Origin of the sequence: Kitasatospora sp. NPDC057595 (assembly GCF_042800875.1) — a bacterium.
Lineage (GTDB): Bacteria > Actinomycetota > Actinomycetes > Streptomycetales > Streptomycetaceae > Kitasatospora.
Genome location: NZ_JBHVGL010000034.1, coordinates 18,713 through 34,583 on the forward strand (window position 1 = coordinate 18,713; position 15,871 = coordinate 34,583).

Sequence of the window (15,871 nt, forward strand, 5' to 3'; positions counted from 1 at the left end):
CGGCGGACGGCGGACAGCGGGGCCCCGGTGGTGCCGGGGCCCCGCTGTGGTTGCGGGCGTGGTCACGGGCGGGGGCGGCGGCGGGGTGGCGGGGGGAGGGCGGTGCGGTCGGCCTTGCCGTGGGCGGTGGTGGGGATCGCGGCGAGCGGGACGATGCGGGAGGGCACCATGTGCTCGGGCAGGTGGTCGGCGAGGTGACCGCGCAGGGCGGTCTCGTCGAGCTGGTCCGGGGCGCCGTCGGCGGGGACGGCGTACGCGACCAGGGTCCGGCCGTCGCGGAGGACCGCGACCGCGTTGCGGACCCGGGGGTGGCGGCGCAGGGTGGCCTCGATCTCGCCGAGTTCGACGCGCTGGCCGCGGATCTTCACCTGGGTGTCGATCCGGCCGAGGTAGTCGAGGTGGCCGTCGGGCGACCAGCGGGCCAGGTCCCCGGTGCGGTAGACCCGTTCGGTGCGGCCGGCGATCGGCAGTTCGACGAAGCGTTCGGCGGTGAGGTCCGGGCGGCCCGCGTAGCCGCGGGCCAGGGAGGGGCCGGCGAGCAGGAGTTCACCGGGGACGCCGACGGGGGCGAGGTCACCGGACTCGTCGACGACGTAGGCGCGGACGTTGGAGAGCGGGCGGCCGATCGGGACCAGGTCCCCGTCCTCGTGCGGGCGGCAGGCCCAGCCGGTGACGTCGATGGTGGCCTCGGCGGGTCCGTACATGTTGTGCGCGGCGGCCTGCGGCAGGGCGGCGGTCAGGGTGTTGGCGAGCCCGGGCGGCAGGGCTTCGCCGCCGCACAGCACCGTGCGGAGGGTGGTGCAGCGCTCGACGCCGGGCTCGGTGACGAACAGTCCGAGCATCGACGGCACGAAGTGCACCATGGTGACCCCGTGCCGCTGGATCAGCTCGACCAGGGCCTGCGGGTCGCGGTGGGCGTCCGGCGGTGCGACGGCCAGGGTGCCGCCCGCCAGGAAGGCGAGCAGGAGTTCCCAGAGGGAGACGTCGAAGGTGTACGGGGTCTTCTGCAGGAGGACGTCGGCGGGGCCGAGGCGGTGGCGGTCGAGCATCCCGGCGAGCCGGTTGGCGAGGGCGGCGTGGGTCAGTTCGACGCCCTTGGGCTCGCCGGTGGAACCGGAGGTGAAGATGACGCAGCAGAGGCCGTCGACGACGGCGGGCTCCGCGCGGTGGCGCTGCCAGTCGAAGGGGGCCGGGACGGGGGCGGTGGCGGACGGTACGCCGGTCAGCGGGAGGACCGGGACCGGGTGCCCGTCCGGCAGAGGTGGCGCGGTGGCGTCGGTGAGGAGCAGCGCCGCCAGGGTGGAGTCCAGCATGGCGCGCAGCCGGGCCGGCGGGTGTTGCGGGTCCAGCGGGACGTACGCGGCGCCGGAGAGCAGGATGCCGAGGACGGCGGTGACCAGGCCGGGGCCGCGGCGGGCGGAGAGGCCGACCACCGCGCCGGGGCCGATGCCCCGGGCGATCAGCCGGCCGGCCAGGGCGGCGGCGGCGTCCAGGAGTTGGCGGTAGGTGAGGGTGTCGTCCCCGTACCGCAGGGCGATCGCGTCGGGGGTGCGTGCGGCCTGCCGGCAGATCGCCTCGTGGACGGGGGTGCGCGGGGCGGGTGTCGGGTCGGGGTTGAAGCCGAGCAGGGTCGGCAGGTCGGTGCGGTCGCTCATCCGGCCACCGCCTGGGCGGCGATCGCGCGCGGGGTCGGGGACCCGGCGAGGGCGGCGATGTCGATCGGGGTGGCGAGTGCGCGCTGGACCTGGGAGATCATCCGGATGAAGAGCAGGGACTCCCCGCCGAGGGCGAAGAAGTCGGAGTCGGCGCCGATGTCGGGGACGCCCAGCAGGGTGCGCCAGATGTCGAGGACCCGGCCGAGCGGTGCGTCGACGGAGGCGACGGGGGAGGCGACGGCGACGGCGACGGCGGCGGCGGAGGCGGCGGGCGCGGCGTCGAGCCAGTGCCGGGTGGCGGCGAACGGGTGGGTGGGCAGGGCGGCCCGGTGAGCGGGGGCGCCGGCCCGGACGGCGGGCCAGTCCAGGTCGACGCCGTGCGCCCAGAGCTGCCCGAGGCCGCCGAGCAGGTCGGCGCGCCGGGGCTGCAGGGCGACCATGGCGGTGTGCCGGGCCGCGGGGATCTGCCGGGCGCTGCCGATCAGTCCGGTGCCGGGACCGACCTCGACCAGCACCAGCCGGGAGCGGTCCGCGACGGCCTCCACCGCGGCCTGGTAGCGGACCGGGCTGCGCAGCTGCTCGGCCCAGTAGCCGGCCCGGCGGACGCCGCCCACCGGCAGCAGGCCGCCGTCGACGCTGCTGACCACCGGGACGGTGGCGGGGCGGGCCGGGACGCCCGCGGCGACGGTGCCGAGGGCGGTGGCGGCGTCGGCCATCATCCGGGAGTGGAAGGCACGGCGGGCGGGCAGCGGCCGGTGCGGCACGCCGTCGGCTTCGAGCCGTTCGCGCAGTCGGTCGATCGGGGCGACGGGGCCGGAGACCACCACCACCTCGGGGGCGTTGAGCGAGGCGAGGTCCAGCTCGTCGAGGTCGGCGAGGTGGCGGCGGACCGTCGCTTCGTCGGAGAGGACGACGAGCATCCGGCCCTCGGGGGCGCGCTGCATCAGTGCCCCGCGTTCGACCACCAGCCGCAGCATCTCCTCCGGGGTGAGTTCCCCGGCGAGCGCGGCGGCGGCGAACTCGCCGACCGAGTGGCCGATCAGCGCGGCGGGCTTCACCCCGAGGGAGAGCAGCAGCCGGCCGAGCGCGTACTCGTGCAGGACCAGGGCGGGCTGGGTGAGGTCGGTGCGGTGGACCAGTCCGTCCGGGTCGCTGCCCAGCAGCAGGTCGCGCAGGTCGACGCCGAGCAGGCCGTGGACGTGGTCGGCGCCCCGGTCGAGGTCGGCGGCGAACCCCGGGAAGCGGCGGTACGGCCAGGCGGCCATGCCGGGGGCCTCGGCGCCCTGGCCGGGGAAGAGCAGGACCACCTCGGGTCGGCGCAGCGCGGTGCGGCGGGGAGCGACGGCCAGCGCCCGGGCGGCGGAGGCCGGGTCCTCGGCGACCACGGCGAGGCGGTGCGGGAAGTGCCGGCGGTGTTCGCGTCCGGTGGCGGCGGCGTCGCGCAGCGGCAGCTCGGGCCGCGCGTCCAGGTGGGCGGCGAGTCGTTCGGCGGCGGTCCGCAGGGCGTCGTCGCCGCGGGCGGAGAGCACCAGCAGCTCGGGGCCTTCGGCCGGGGGCGCCGGTGCGGCGGCGGGCGGGGCCTCGGTGAGGATCACATGGACGTTGGTGCCGCCGAGGCCGAAGGAACTGACGGCGGCACGGCGGGGCGTCCCGGGGACGGCGGGCCAGTCGCGGGCGACCGTGTCCACGGTGAACGGGCTTGCCGGGTCCAGCAGTTCGGCGCGCGGTTGGCTCACCCCGGCGAGTGGCGGGAGCTGCCGGGTGCGCAGTGCGAGCACGGCCTTGATCAGCCCGGCCACCCCGGCGGCGGCCGACAGGTGCCCGATGTTCGCCTTGACCGAGCCGAGCGAGCAGCGGGCCCCGCCGGCCTTGAACACCTCCTGCAGGGCAGCGAGTTCGATCGCGTCGCCGACCTCGGTGGCGGTGCCGTGCGCCTCCAGGTAGCCGACGGTCGCCGGGTCGACACCGGCCCCGGCGTAGGCGCGGGCCAGGACGTCGACCTGGCCGGCCACGCCGGGAGCCGTGTAACCGACCTTGGCGGCGCCGTCGTTGTTGATCGCGGAGCCGGAGATCAGCGCGTGGATCAGGTCGCCGTCCCGGCGGGCGTCCTCGGCGCGTTTGAGCGCGACCACGCCGACGCCGCTGCCGGGCACCGTCCCGTTGGCGCCGGCGTCGAACGGCCGGCAGCTCCCGTCCGGCGACATGATGCCCTTGGGCTCGTACTGGTAGCCGGACTGCTGGGGGAGCGCGAGGTAGGCGCCGCCGGCCAGGGCGAGATCGCAGTCGCCGGTGCGCAGGCTCTGGCAGGCCAGGTGGACGGCGGTCAGCGAGGTGGAGCAGGCGCTCTGGACGGTGATCGCCGGGCCGCCGAGGCCCAGCCGGTACGCGATCCTGGTCGCCAGGTGGTCCTTCTCGTTGGCGAGCACCACGGAGAGCAGACCGTCCGTCTCCAGCACGGCCGGGTCGGCGAGCACGTGCTGCTGGAGGTAGTAGTTGTAGCCGGTACCGGCGAACACGCCGACCCGGCCCGGCGGAGCGTCGGTGATCAGGCCGCCGGACTCCAGGGCCTGCCAGGCGGTCTGCAGCAGCAGCCGGTGCTGCGGGTCCATCAGGTCCGCCTCGCGCGGCGGGATGCCGAAGAAGGCGGAGTCGAACAGCTCCGGGTCGGCGAGGGTGCCGCGCACCGGGACGTAGCCGGGCTCGTCCAGCCGCTCGGCGGGGACGCCGGCCGCGAGCAGCTCGGCGCGGTCGAGCCGGCTGACGCTGATCCGGCCGGCCACCAGGTTCGACCAGTACTCGTCCAGGTCGGCGGCGCCGGGGAACCGGCCGGCCATGCCGACGACGGCGATCTCCTGGCTCATCTCGGTCCTCCCGTGGTCGTCGCGCGCAGGTGTGCGGCCATGGTCTGCACGGTGGGGAAGCGGTAGAGGTCGGTCAGCGGGATCGGGCGGCCGCCCAGCTGCTCCTGGAGTCGGCGGCGGACCAGGGCGACGCCCAGTGAGTCGCCGCCGACGTCGAAGAAGCCCTCGTCGGTGTCGAAGTCGTCGGTGCCGAGCACTCCGGCCCAGACCTTGGAGATCAGCTCCTCCAGGTCGCCGGCCAGGACGGCGGAGGGGGTGGTGGCGGTGACCGGGGCGGAGGGGCCGGCGGGAGCGGACAGCGCCCCGAGGGCGCGCAGGTCGACCTTGCCGTTGCGGTCCAGCGGGAAGGCGTCCACCGCGAGCCAGCGCTGCGGGCGCTCGTACGGGGCGAGCCCGGGTTCGACGGCGGCGCGGATCCCGGCGAGCAGGTCGGCGGGCGCCTTGACGGCCGCGCACAGCCGCTCGGCGGCGACGAACACCACGGCGTCCAGGACGCCGGGCCGCTCGCGGATCCGGCGCTCCACGTCGACCGGTTCGACCCGGTGGCCGGCGATCTTCACCTGCCGGTCGGCGCGGCCGAGGAAGCGCAGCCGCCCGTCGGCGCCCCAGCGGACCAGGTCGCCGGTGCGGTACTCGCGTTCGCCGGAGCGCTCACCGGAGCGCTCACCGGAACGCTCATCGGAGCGTTCGCCGGAGCGCTCACCGGGGCGTTCGACGAACGCCGCGGCGGTGCGCTCCGGGTCGCCGAGGTAACCGTCGGCGAGGCCGGCGCCGGTGGTGCGCAGTTCGCCGACGGCGCCGGGCGGTACGGGGCGGCCGGCGTCGTCGGTGATCCGCACGCCGGTGCCGAACACCGGTGAGCCGATCGGGAACGGGTCGGGCACCTCGTGGGCGCCGTCGGCGTGGAAGACGGTGGTGAAGGTGGTGTTCTCGGTCGGCCCGTAGCCGTTGGTGATCCGCAGCCCGCCGCACTGCCGCAGCACCCGGCGGACGTGGTCGGGCGAGACCACGCCGCCGCCGGTGAACAGCTGGCGCAGGCCCGCGAAGGCCTCCGGCCGGTGGTCGGCGACCAGGTGGAACAGGCCGGAGGTGAGCCAGGCGTGGGTGGTGCGGGAGGCGGGGAGGAAGTCGGCCAGGCCGCCGGGGGTGGGCTCCCCGGGCGGGTGCACGACCACCGTGCCGCCGGCGGCGAGCGGTACCAGCAGCTCCAGGGTGGAGGCGTCGAACGCCAGCGGGGAGAGCCGCAGCATCCGGGCCCCGGCCGGGCGGGCGAACAGCTGACCGTCGTCGGCCAGCCGCAGCACCGCCCGGTGCGGGACCACGATGCCCTTGGGCTCGCCGGTGGTGCCGGAGGTGAAGGAGATGTACGCGGCCGCGCCGGGCCCGGCCGGTGCGCCGGTCCGCGGCGGGGCGGGCGCGGTGTCCGCCGCGAGGTCGGCCGGCGGGCACCGGGGGACGGCGGCGAGGGCCGGGTCGTCCGGGGCGCCGCCGATGCGGGCGGTCGGGGCCACGGCCTCGGCGATGCGGGTGCGGCGGTCGGCGGGAACGCCGGGGTCGACGGCGACATAGGTGGCGGGCAGGCTCAGGACACCGAGCACGGCGACGGCCTCGGCGGCCGAGCGGGGCAGCTCCAGCACCACCCGGTCGCCGGGTCGGACGCCGAGGGCGCGCAGCCGGTCGGCCTGGGCGAGGGCGCGGTCGAGGAGTTGGCGGTACGTCAGAACGGTTCCGCCGTGCGGATCGTCGACGGCCACCGCGTCGGGCTGCCGCTCGGCCTGCCGCTCGAAGCGGGTCCACAGGTCGTCCTCTCCGGTGAACTCGCCGCCCCCGCCGAGTTGGTGGAGCCTGAGCAGCTGCCCGTCGGAGATTCCGGTGACCTCGCCGAGCGGGGCGTCCGGCCGGGCGGCGAGTTCGGCGAGGACGGTCCGGAAGGACTCGGCGAGTTCGCCGGCGTCGGCCGCGTCCTGCGCCGAACTCGCGTACTCCAGGGCCAGCCTGGGCCGCCGCGACCAGTCCTGGACGAACAGCACGGCGTCGAAGACGGAGCCGTGGCAGTGGCCCTCGTGCACCCGCCACTCGCCCTCGGCGGTGTCGAAGCGGTCCGGGACCAGGTCGTGGTGGGCGGCGAAGCCGAGCTGGGCGACCGGGTTGCGGGCGGCGTCGACCTCGCCGGCGAGCGCGTCGACCACCCGGGCGAAGGGCAGGTCGGCGTCGCTGACGGCGTCGGCGAGCGCGGCCGCGGTGGCGCGCACGTAGGCGGTGCCCGGCTGCCGGTCGTCGATCCGGCAGCGGACCGGGACGATCCGGGTGCACAGGCCGATGAGGTCGGCCATGCCGGCCTCGGACCGGCCGGCGGCGGCCACGCCGAGCAGCAGGTCCGAGGTCCGGGCGCGGCGGGCGGCGGCCAGGGCCCAGGCGGCGAGCAGGACGGCGGTGACGGTGGTCCGGGCGCGGCGGGCGAGCCCGTCCACGCCCTCGGCGACGGCGGGCTCCAGTGCGAAGACCAGTCGTTCGCCGCGTCCGTCGGCCTCCTCCGCGCGGGGGCGGTCGGTGGGCAGGGTGGCGACCAGCGGGGCGCCGGCCAGCCGGGCGGTCACCCGCTCGGTGGCGGCGGTGAGCTCACCGGCGGCGTCCTTGGCGGCGAGCCGGGTGGCGGTCCACTCGGGGGACGGCGCGGCGGCGGGCAGCGCGCCGGGTCCGTCCTGGTAGAGGCGGGCGAACTCGCGCCAGAGCACGCCGATGCTCCAGCCGTCGGCCAGCGCGTGGTGCAGCAGCACGGTGAGCAGGGTCCGGTCCCCGGCGTCGGTGCGCACGAACACCACCGGCGGCTGCTCGAAGGGGCGCAGCAGTTCGGCGGCGCGCCGCCCGTACAGCTCGTGCACGGCCCGGACCGGGTCCGTGCCGGCGGGCAGGCGCTGGTGCAGCAGCCGCGGGCCGTGCTCGGGGGGCAGGACGCTCCGGCGGGCGCCCCGGCCGTGTTCGCTGAACAGGGTGCGCAGCGACTCGTGCCGGGCGGTGAGCGCGCGCAGGGCGGCCTCGGTGCGGGCGGGGTCCAGCCCGTCCGGCGGCTGCAGCGTGAACATCAGGTGGTACGACTGGTCATGGCCGGCCAGATGGGCGGCCAGCATGGCCTTCTGGCCGGGCAGCAGTTCCCGGTCGAGCGCCTCGGCGGCCGGCTCGCGCGGCGCGGGCTCGGTGCGGACGTAGTCCGTCGCCCCGGCCAGTGCCTCGGCCAGCGGGAGCGCCCCGAGCAGCCGGGCGACCTCGACGTCCTTGGCCAGTGCGCGCTGGCCGCCCGCGGTGAGCGCGATCGCCTGCAGCGAGGTGCCGCCCAGGGCGGTGAAGGACTCCCGGGGCGACCGGGCCGCCACCTCCTCGGCCGGAAGGCCGAGGAGGTGGGCGATCAGGGGCGTCCACTCGGCGAGCGGGCCGACCTGCAGGGTCATGCCCGGCCGCCTTCGGACACCCGCTCCGGCCCGACCTTCTCCGCGACGGCCAGCAGGTCGCCGAAGCGCGGGTTCTCCAGCACGTGGTTGAGCTCGACGGCGATGCCGAGCTCCTGGCGGGCCAGCATGGACAGCCGCAGGGCGCTGAGCGAGTGTCCGCCGAGGTCGAAGAAGTCGTCGTCCCGGTCGACGGCGTCCACGCCCAGGACCTCCATCCAGATCCGTTCGAACTCGGTGGCCAACGCGGTGTCCCGGTGCTCGCTCATCACAGGTGCCTCTCCTTGGCCGTGGGCGGGATGTCGAGGTAGTGGCGGGTCGGGGCGAAGGGGTAGCCGGGGGCGGGGACCCGGCGCAGGCCCCGGTCCAGTTCGGGGTCCCAGGGGCCGCCGATGCCGATCTCCCAGAGCAGGCCGACCGAGGCGAGCAGCTGGTCGTAGCCGTTGGACAGCGGTGGCGGCTCGACGTCGAGACGGGGCAGCACCTGGGTGCCGATCTCCAGCCAGGCGGCCGGGTCCGGTCCGGCGGCGGGCGGGGCGAAGCTCCGGTCGTGCTCCTCGTGCAGCCGGGCCGCCCAGTAGCCGGGGTCGACGGCCTGCTCGGCACCGACCGGGGTACCGTCCGGGGTGTACAGCGGGACGGTCGGCGCGGCGCAGCGCAGGCCGTCGGCGGGCCGGCCCAGCGTCAGGCCGATCGCGTCGGTGAAGTCCAGCACACCGGCGGCGCAGGCCGCGGCGAGGGCGCCGACGCCCTGGCCGACCAGGGCGGACGGGCGCACCCCGCGCCGCCGCAGCGCGTCGATCCAGGCCTGGGCGACAGCGAAGCGACCGGCCAGCTCCCGGGTCTCCAGGTCCGGATCGCCGTCCACGGTGCGCAGTTCGGCGTAGCCCCGGTCGACGATCTGCCGGAAGTGCGGGTCCAGGTAGTAGGTGTGCGTGCTTCCGGGCAGGCGTCCGCCGCCGGTGAGGAAGTAGCCGACGCCGCGCTCGGCCTGCCGCGCGGTGGCGCGGCGCACCGGGCGCAGTGGTTTGAACTCCTCGTCGGGCGTGCGGATCAGGCAGCCGCGCCAGGGCAGCTCGGCCCGGCCGGTGCGCAGGGTGTACCCGAGGTCGGGCAGGTCCGCGGCCGGTACGCCGGCAAGGTGCTCGTTGACCCGGGCGAGGCTCTGCGTGGCGGCCTCCTCGGTCTTGGCGGAGACCAGCAGCAGTTCGCTGCCCTCCCGGCGCCTTGGCCCGCCGCCGCGGACGGGCGGGGCCTCCTCCAGCACGACGTGGGTGTTGGTGCCGCCGATGCCGAAGGAGCTGACACCGGCCCGGCGCACGCCGTCGATGGCCGGCCACGCGTGCGCCTCGGTGGGCACGTACAGCACCGACTTGTCGAGCCCCAGCGCGGGATTGGCCTCGGTGAACCGGGCGACCGGCGGGATGGTGCGGTTCTTCAGGGCGAGCACGGTCTTGACCACGCCGACCACGCCGGCCGCGGTGTCCAGGTGGCCCATGATCGACTTGAGCGCGCCGAGGGCGACGGGTTGCCGGTCCGGGCGGTCGGTGTCGAAGACGGTGCGCAGCGCGGAGACCTCGATGGGGTCGCCCAGGACGGTGCCGGTGCCGTGCGCCTCGACCAGGCCGATGGAGTCCGGTTCGAGCCCGGCGACGGCCAGCGCCGAGCGGACCGCGGTGGCCTGGCCCTCCGGTCCGGGGGCGGTGAAACCCGCCTTGCGGGCGCCGTCGTTGACGGCCGCGGTGCCGGCGATCACCGCGTGCACGGTGTCGTTGTCCCGGATCGCGTCCTCCAGCCGCTTGAGCACCAGGATGGCGCCGCCGTCGGCGTCCACCGTGCCCTGGGCCTGGCTGTCGAAGGTCCGGCAGCGGCCGTCGGGGGAGAAGATCCCGCCGGGCTCGTGGAAGTGGCCCCGCCGGGTGGGCGGACCCACCGAGGCGGCGCCGGCCAGCGCGATGTCGGCCTCGTGGGTGAGCAGGCTCTGCACCGCCAGGTGGACCGCGACCAGCGAGGTGGAGCAGGCGGTCTGCACGGTGAACGCGGTGCCCTGCAGGTTGAGCTTGTAGGCGATCCGGGTGGCGGCGAAGTCCTTGTCGCTGGAGACCAGGATCTGCAGGCCGCCGGCGGACTTCACCGCGCGGGCGTTGGGCCACAGGATGTCCAGCAGGTACACGTTCAGGCCGGTGCCGACGTGCACGGCGATCCGGTTGCCGTCCGGGGCGATCGGCGGGTAGCCGGCGTGCTCCAGGGCGCTCCAGGCGCACTCCAGCAGCACCCGCTGTTGCGGGTCCATCAGGACGCAGTCCTGCGGGGAGTAGCCGAACAGCCGGCCGTCGAAGCAGTCGTAGTCGTCCAGCACCGAGCGGGCCGGGACGAAGTCCGGGTGGTCGATCACCTCGTCCGGGTAGCCCCAGCTGCTCAGCTGCTCGCGGTCGAAGAAGCTCATCGCCTCCACGCCGTGCTCGATGTTGTGCCAGAAGCGGTCCAGGTCCCGGCCGGCGCCGGGTAGCCGGATCCCCATCCCGATGATGGCGATCCGGTCCTGCCCCAGGTCGTCAGGCATGCTCGTCCCCTCTCATCAGTCGACGCCGGCGGGCGAGCTGTTCGCGGCCCTGCCGGCGCTGTGCGAGCCGTTGGTCGACGACGGGTGCGGTCGCCTCCGGCCGGAAGTGGGCGGCGCAGGCCGCCGCCGTGCTGAAGCGGAAGAGGTCGGTCACCGAGATCTCCAGGCCGATCTCCGCCATCCGCTGCTGCACCGTGATCAGGGCGAAGCTGTGCCCGCCCACGTCGAAGAAGTTGTCGCCGGGCTCCAGGTCGGGCCGGCGCAGCACCTCGGCCCAGAGCGCCCGGATCCGCTCGGTCAGCGAGTCGTCGCCGGACCGCACCGGGGCGGGCGCGGGCGACGGCGCGGTGCGCTCGGCCAGCAGCCGGCGGGTGTCGACCTTGCCGTTGGCGTTCAGCGGGATCCGCTCCACCGGAACGATCCGGGAGGGCACCATGTAGCCGGGCAGCTCCTCGCGGACCAGGGCGCGCAGCTCGCGCTCGCCGCCGGCGCCGGGGTCGGCGACCACGAAGGCGAGCAGTTCGTCGCCCTCGGCGGCGGCCACGCAGGAGCGCACACCGGGTTGGCGCAGGAACGCGGCCTCCACGTCGGCCAGTTCGACCCGGTAGCCGCGGACCTTGACCTGGTCGTCCTCCCGGCCGAGGTAGACCAGCCGGCCGTCGGGTGCCCACTTGGCGAGGTCCCCGGTCCGGTACAGGGTGCCCGGGGCGTACGGGTCGGGGCCGAAGCGCTCGGCGGTCAGCTCGGGCCTGCCGAGGTACCCGGCGGCGACCAGGTCGCCGCCGACGTACAGCTCGCCGGGCACGTTGACCCCGGTCGGGCGCCCGCGGGCGTCCAGGACGTAGCAGCGGGCGGAGGGCAGCGGCACGCCGATGTCGCCCTCCCGCACCTCGCCGAGCCCGGCGGCCGGGACCTGGGCGACGGTCACGTGGATGGTGCCCTCGGTGATCCCGTACATGTTGACGAAGACCGCGGCCAGCCGCTCCGGGTCGACCAGCGAGGCCAGCCGGGACCAGCTGAGCGCCTCGCCCGCCAGCACCACGTACCGCACCGGGGACTTGCCCGGGCCGAGGGTGTCGAAGAACGGCGGCAGCGCCCGGTACAGGGCGCCGGGGGTGAGGCTGAGCACCGTCACCTGCTCGGCGTGCACCAGCCGGGCCAGCCGCGGCGGGTCGACCAGGTCGGCCTGGTCGGCGATCACCAGCCGGGCGCCGGAGGAGAGCGCGCCCCACATCTCCCAGACCGAGACGTCGAAGGAGAAGGAGTGGGCGCCCAGCCAGCGGTCCTCGGGGCCGGTCTCCAGGCCGGCCGGGGTCGGGTCGCAGAGCGCGTCGAGGCCGCGGTGGCGGACCATCACGCCCTTGGGCACGCCGGTCGAGCCGGAGGTGTGGATGAGGTACGCGAGGTCGTCCGGGTCGGGCAGGACCTCGGGCGCGGGCCGCGGGCCGTCCAGCGTGCGGGCGTCCAGCAGGGTCCGCCGCCCGGCCAGCTCGCCGGCCGGGCCGAGGGTGTCCGGCTCGACCAGCAGGACGGCGGGCTCGGCGCTCGCCAGGATCAGCTCCAGCCGCTGCTTCGGGTACTCGGGGTCGAGGGGTACGTACACCCCGCCGGCCTTCCACACGCCGAGGATCGCGGCGACCACGGCCGGCGAGCGGCCCAGCAGCAGGCCCACCCGCTCGCCGCGGGCGAGGCCGATGCCGGCCAGCCCGGCGGCGATCCGGTCGGACCAGCGCTCCAGCTCGCCGTACGTCACCCGGTCGCCCCGGTGCACCAGTGCCACCGCGTCCGGGGTGCGGGCGGCATGGCCGCGGAACGCGCCCAGCACGGAGGGGTGTTCGGCGCGCCGCTCGGGAACGGGCGGGTTCCACCCGAGGGTGAGCAGGTGGTGCTCCTGTGCGGAGACCGGGCCGGGCTCGCCGTCGCCGACCACCGCGGCCAGCAGGGTTTGGTACTGCTCCAACAGCCTTTCGGCGGTGGCCGGTTCGAACAGTTCGGTGGAGAACTCGGCGCGCAGGAACGGCGCCCGGGTGGAGACGTCCACGGTCAGTGCGAGGTCGAACTTGGCGGCCTCGATCTCGACGTCCACCTCGGTGGTCCGCAGCGCGGCGAACTCCGGCACGGCGAAGCTGAAGTTCTGCACCGTCAGCATGGTCTGGAACAGTGGGGCGTGGCTGAGCTGCCGCTCCTCCCCGACGGCCTGCACGATCTGCTCGAACGGCACGTCCTGGTTGCCGAGCGCAGCCAGCGCGGTGCGCCAGGTGCGGGCGGTCAGCTCGGCGAAGTCCGGGTCGCCGGACAGGTCGACCCTGATCGGCAGGGTGTTGACCAGGCAGCCGACCAGCCGCTCCTCGGCCTCGTCCAGCCGGTTGGCCACCGGGACGCCGATCACTACCTCCTGCTGGCGGGCGTAACCGGCCAGCAGCTTGGCGTACGCCGTGAGCGTCACGCCGAACAGGGTGGTGCCGCGCTCCTTGGCCCAGGCGGTGAGCCGGGCGACCAGCTCCGGGGCGAGGGGGCGGCGCAGCACCGCGCCGGCGAAGCTCAGCACGCTGGGTCGGGGATGATCCGTGTGCAGGGTCAACTGCGGTGCACCAGCGAGTAGTTGGCGCCAGTTTTCGAGCCGGCGGGTGTGCTTCGACCAGAGCGCTCGCTGCGCCTCGGCGTAGTCCAGGTAGCTGGGGCCGGCCGGCGCGCCCGCGCCGGTGTTGTACTCCTCGGCCAGGTCGTCCAGCAGCAGGCCGACCGCCCAGCCGTCGCAGGCGATGTGGTGCACCAGCACCACCAGCGCGTGCCGTTCCCGGTCCCAGGAGACGAGGTGGGCGCGCAGCACCCGGCCGCCGGCCAGGTCGAACGGGCGGGCGGCTTCGGCGGCCACCAGCTCGCGCAGCTGGGCGTCCTGCCCGGCGCGCTCGGCGGGGCCGCCGTCCAGCAGGGTGATCTCCGGCTCGGCGTCCTCGATCACGCGCTGGACCAACTCGCCGTCCCGCAGAGCGAATCCGGTGCGCAGGACCTCGTGCTTGGCGGCCACCCGGCGCAGTGCGTCGCCCAGGGCCGCGCGGTCGAGCCCGCCCTCCATGCGCAGGGCGAACGCCACCACGTAGGCGGGGTTGCCGGGCTGGAGCTCGTTGAGGAAGTAGAAGCGTTCCTGGGCGAAGGACGCGCGTGCGGTGCGGGTCATACCGGTTCCTCCGTCTCGACGGCGGTGTCGTGCACGGCGGCGAGGCCGGCCATCGCCTTGGCGCTGCGCCGGGCGGCCGGTCCGATCAGCAGCGCGGCGGCGCCCACCAGCGCGGCGACCGCCGCCCAGCCCCAGAAGCCCTGGGCGATGACCAGGCCGGAGAGCAGCACCGGGCCGGCCACGTTCTGGCTCGCCACATGCAGGTCGAAGGTGCCCAGGTACTCGCCCTCGGCGTGTTTGGGGGCGAGGCCCAGGGCCAGGCCCCAGGCAGAGGCGGACTGCATCACCTCGGCCACCGACAGGGCCAGGACGGCGCCGACGATCGCGGCCACCGCCAGCGCGGTGTGGTGCCAGACGGCGGTCAGCGACACCGCGAGGCAGCCCGCCGCGATCCACAGGCCGGCCCTGCGGCCGATGGCGGCGGCGCCGGCCAGTGTCTCGGCGCCCTTGCTGGCCCGGACCTGGAAGAGGATCACGAAGCCGGTGTTGATCACCAGCAGCAGCGGGACCAGGAAGGGCCGCACCTCGGTCCGGTTGATCGTCCACAGCGGCAGCACCACCATCAGCAGGCTGATGTGCGAGGCGAGCAGCGCGGACAGTCCGACGACGCTCAGGTAGCGCAGGTCGCGGATCGCGCCGAACCTGCGCGGGCGGCGGGCGGCGGGGCTGGGCGCGCCGGCCGGCAGCCCGGTCGCCAGGGCGGCCGCGGCGCCGAGCAGTACGGCCGAGACGACCGGGATCAGCACCAGCAGCCGCGAACTGAGCGCGGCGAGCGCGGCGATCCCGATGCCGACGCTGAAGCCGATGTTGAGCATCGAACGCATCATGGCGTTCAGCCGGACCCGCTCCCCGTCCGGGATGAGTGTGGCGACCATGGCGCTCTCGGTCGGGCCGGTGCCGTAGTCGAGGAAGGCGATCAGGACCACCAGGACGTAGAACTCCGCCGCGTTGGAGACCGCCGAGTACAGGCCGAACCCGACCGCGACCGCCGCGAACAGCGCGCACAGCAGGGTGCGCTTGGGCACCCGGTCGGCGATCATGCCGAACAGCACCGAGGAGACCAGCCCCGCGAAGCCGGCCGCGGACAGGCCGATGCCGACCTGGCCGGCGGACAGTCCGACGTGCAGGGTGAAGTAGACGACGCTGCCGCTGAGGAACACGCCCTTGCCGGCGGCTCCGGCGAAGCGGATGGCCAGCAGGCGGCGGCGCAGCGGGTCGGCGGGGATCAGCCGGGCGAGGCGGCCGGTGGGCACCGTGTCGTTCCCGCTCACGTCAGTACTCACCGCGGGCGAAGGCGAGCAGTTCGGAGACCCGCTCGGGGATCTTGGAGCGGGACGCGCCGAGCGGGGCCAGCGCCCGGCACCAGGCGTCCAGCCGGTCGGCGTCCAGCCCTGCCGCGTCGGCGAGTTCGTCGCGCCGCCGCACCATGACGGTCCGGTCCCAGCCCTCCAGGACGTAGTCGGCGGCGTCGAAGCAGCGCTCGCCGACGCAGGCGATCGGGCTGCGGGCGATCAGGCCCCGGGTGTCGGAGGCCAGGACGTTGCCCAGGTGCAGGTCGCCGTGGAGCAGCACCTGCTCGGCCGGGTCGGCGAGCAGTTCGGCGGAGATCCGGCGGGAGGAGGCGCAGTCCAGGCCGCCGCGCTCGCTCCAGCCGTACAGCACCTGCAGCCAGTCGGCGATCCGGCGCGGCGCGGCCGCCGGGTCACCGACCGCGTGCAGCTCGTTGAGGAAGCGGGCGTACTCGGCCGGGGCGGGTTGCTCGGGCAGCGGTTCCACCGAGGTGCCGGGGACGACGGCCTCCAGCAGGGCGGCGCCGCGGGCGGCCGCGAGCACGCCCGGCACCCGGCCGCTGGGTGCGAACTGCCGGAGCATCGCGACCTCTTCGGCGAGCGCGTGGGAGTCGGCGGCGAGCTTCAGGCTCGCCGCGCCGCGCGGTCCGGTGCAGGGCAGCAGCACGGCGGAGACCCTTGCGGTGAAGTCGGTCCCGATGTCGGAGCCGATCTCCAGTTCCCACTCCCGGGCCAGGGCCGCCACCTGCTCGGGCAGGGCGCCCAGCCAGCGGTGGTTGACCTTGCCGGTGCTGGCGTAGTCGGCGGTCGCTTGGAATTTCGCGGTTATCTCGTCCAGATCAAGCAACGTGGATCATCACCAATCAGCAAGCGGCGGACGAT

Annotated in this window: 8 protein-coding genes; all 8 read right to left on the reverse strand. The window is 75.4% G+C overall.

Annotated features, from left to right (window positions below; all coding sequences use genetic code 11):
• Positions 1–62 precede the first annotated feature (62 nt).
• The 8 genes from ACFU9E_RS33280 to ACFU9E_RS33315 are packed head-to-tail and all read right to left on the reverse strand — an operon-like array spanning position 63 to position 15,836.
• Positions 63–1,655: an amino acid adenylation domain-containing protein gene (locus ACFU9E_RS33280; protein WP_380686740.1), complete on the reverse strand. Its 1,593-nt coding sequence runs from the start codon at positions 1,653–1,655 to the stop codon at positions 63–65.
• Positions 1,652–4,516, reverse strand: a complete 2,865-nt coding sequence (locus ACFU9E_RS33285; protein ID WP_380686738.1) for a type I polyketide synthase — start codon at positions 4,514–4,516, stop codon at positions 1,652–1,654. The genes ACFU9E_RS33280 and ACFU9E_RS33285 overlap by 4 nt, the downstream gene beginning before the upstream one ends.
• Positions 4,513–7,962: an amino acid adenylation domain-containing protein gene (locus tag ACFU9E_RS33290; RefSeq protein ID WP_380715592.1), complete on the reverse strand. Its 3,450-nt coding sequence runs from the start codon at positions 7,960–7,962 to the stop codon at positions 4,513–4,515. Before ACFU9E_RS33290 ends, ACFU9E_RS33285 begins: the two co-directional genes overlap by 4 nt.
• A complete protein-coding gene (locus ACFU9E_RS33295; protein WP_380684742.1) occupies positions 7,959–8,228 on the reverse strand; it encodes a phosphopantetheine-binding protein in 270 nt (89 codons plus the stop codon). The genes ACFU9E_RS33290 and ACFU9E_RS33295 overlap by 4 nt, the downstream gene beginning before the upstream one ends.
• The gene (locus ACFU9E_RS33300; RefSeq protein WP_380684740.1) at positions 8,228–10,522 is read right to left on the reverse strand and encodes a beta-ketoacyl synthase N-terminal-like domain-containing protein; all 2,295 of its coding nucleotides are present in this window, start codon (positions 10,520–10,522) and stop codon (positions 8,228–8,230) included. The genes ACFU9E_RS33295 and ACFU9E_RS33300 overlap by 1 nt, the downstream gene beginning before the upstream one ends.
• Positions 10,515–13,700, reverse strand: a complete 3,186-nt coding sequence (locus ACFU9E_RS33305) for an amino acid adenylation domain-containing protein (protein ID WP_380684739.1) — start codon at positions 13,698–13,700, stop codon at positions 10,515–10,517. Before ACFU9E_RS33305 ends, ACFU9E_RS33300 begins: the two co-directional genes overlap by 8 nt.
• Positions 13,697–14,971, reverse strand: coding sequence for an MFS transporter (locus tag ACFU9E_RS33310; RefSeq protein ID WP_380684738.1), 1,275 nt, complete (start codon positions 14,969–14,971; stop codon positions 13,697–13,699). Before ACFU9E_RS33310 ends, ACFU9E_RS33305 begins: the two co-directional genes overlap by 4 nt.
• Before the next feature lies 1 nt (position 14,972).
• On the reverse strand, positions 14,973–15,836 hold the full coding sequence (locus tag ACFU9E_RS33315) for an aminoglycoside phosphotransferase family protein (protein WP_380715594.1): 864 nt from the start codon (positions 15,834–15,836) through the stop codon (positions 14,973–14,975).
• Positions 15,837–15,871 lie beyond the last annotated feature (35 nt).

What these genes read in the sequence shown, in the direction of transcription:
- ACFU9E_RS33280 (WP_380686740.1), bottom strand. Translation starts at nt 1,655, where the DNA reads ATGAGCGACCGCACCGACCTGCCGACCCTGCTCGGCTTCAACCCCGAC.
- ACFU9E_RS33285 (WP_380686738.1), bottom strand. Translation starts at nt 4,516, where the DNA reads ATGAGCCAGGAGATCGCCGTCGTCGGCATGGCCGGCCGGTTCCCCGGC.
- ACFU9E_RS33290 (WP_380715592.1), bottom strand. Translation starts at nt 7,962, where the DNA reads ATGACCCTGCAGGTCGGCCCGCTCGCCGAGTGGACGCCCCTGATCGCC.
- ACFU9E_RS33295 (WP_380684742.1), bottom strand. Translation starts at nt 8,228, where the DNA reads ATGAGCGAGCACCGGGACACCGCGTTGGCCACCGAGTTCGAACGGATC.
- ACFU9E_RS33300 (WP_380684740.1), bottom strand. Translation starts at nt 10,522, where the DNA reads ATGCCTGACGACCTGGGGCAGGACCGGATCGCCATCATCGGGATGGGG.
- ACFU9E_RS33305 (WP_380684739.1), bottom strand. Translation starts at nt 13,700, where the DNA reads ATGACCCGCACCGCACGCGCGTCCTTCGCCCAGGAACGCTTCTACTTC.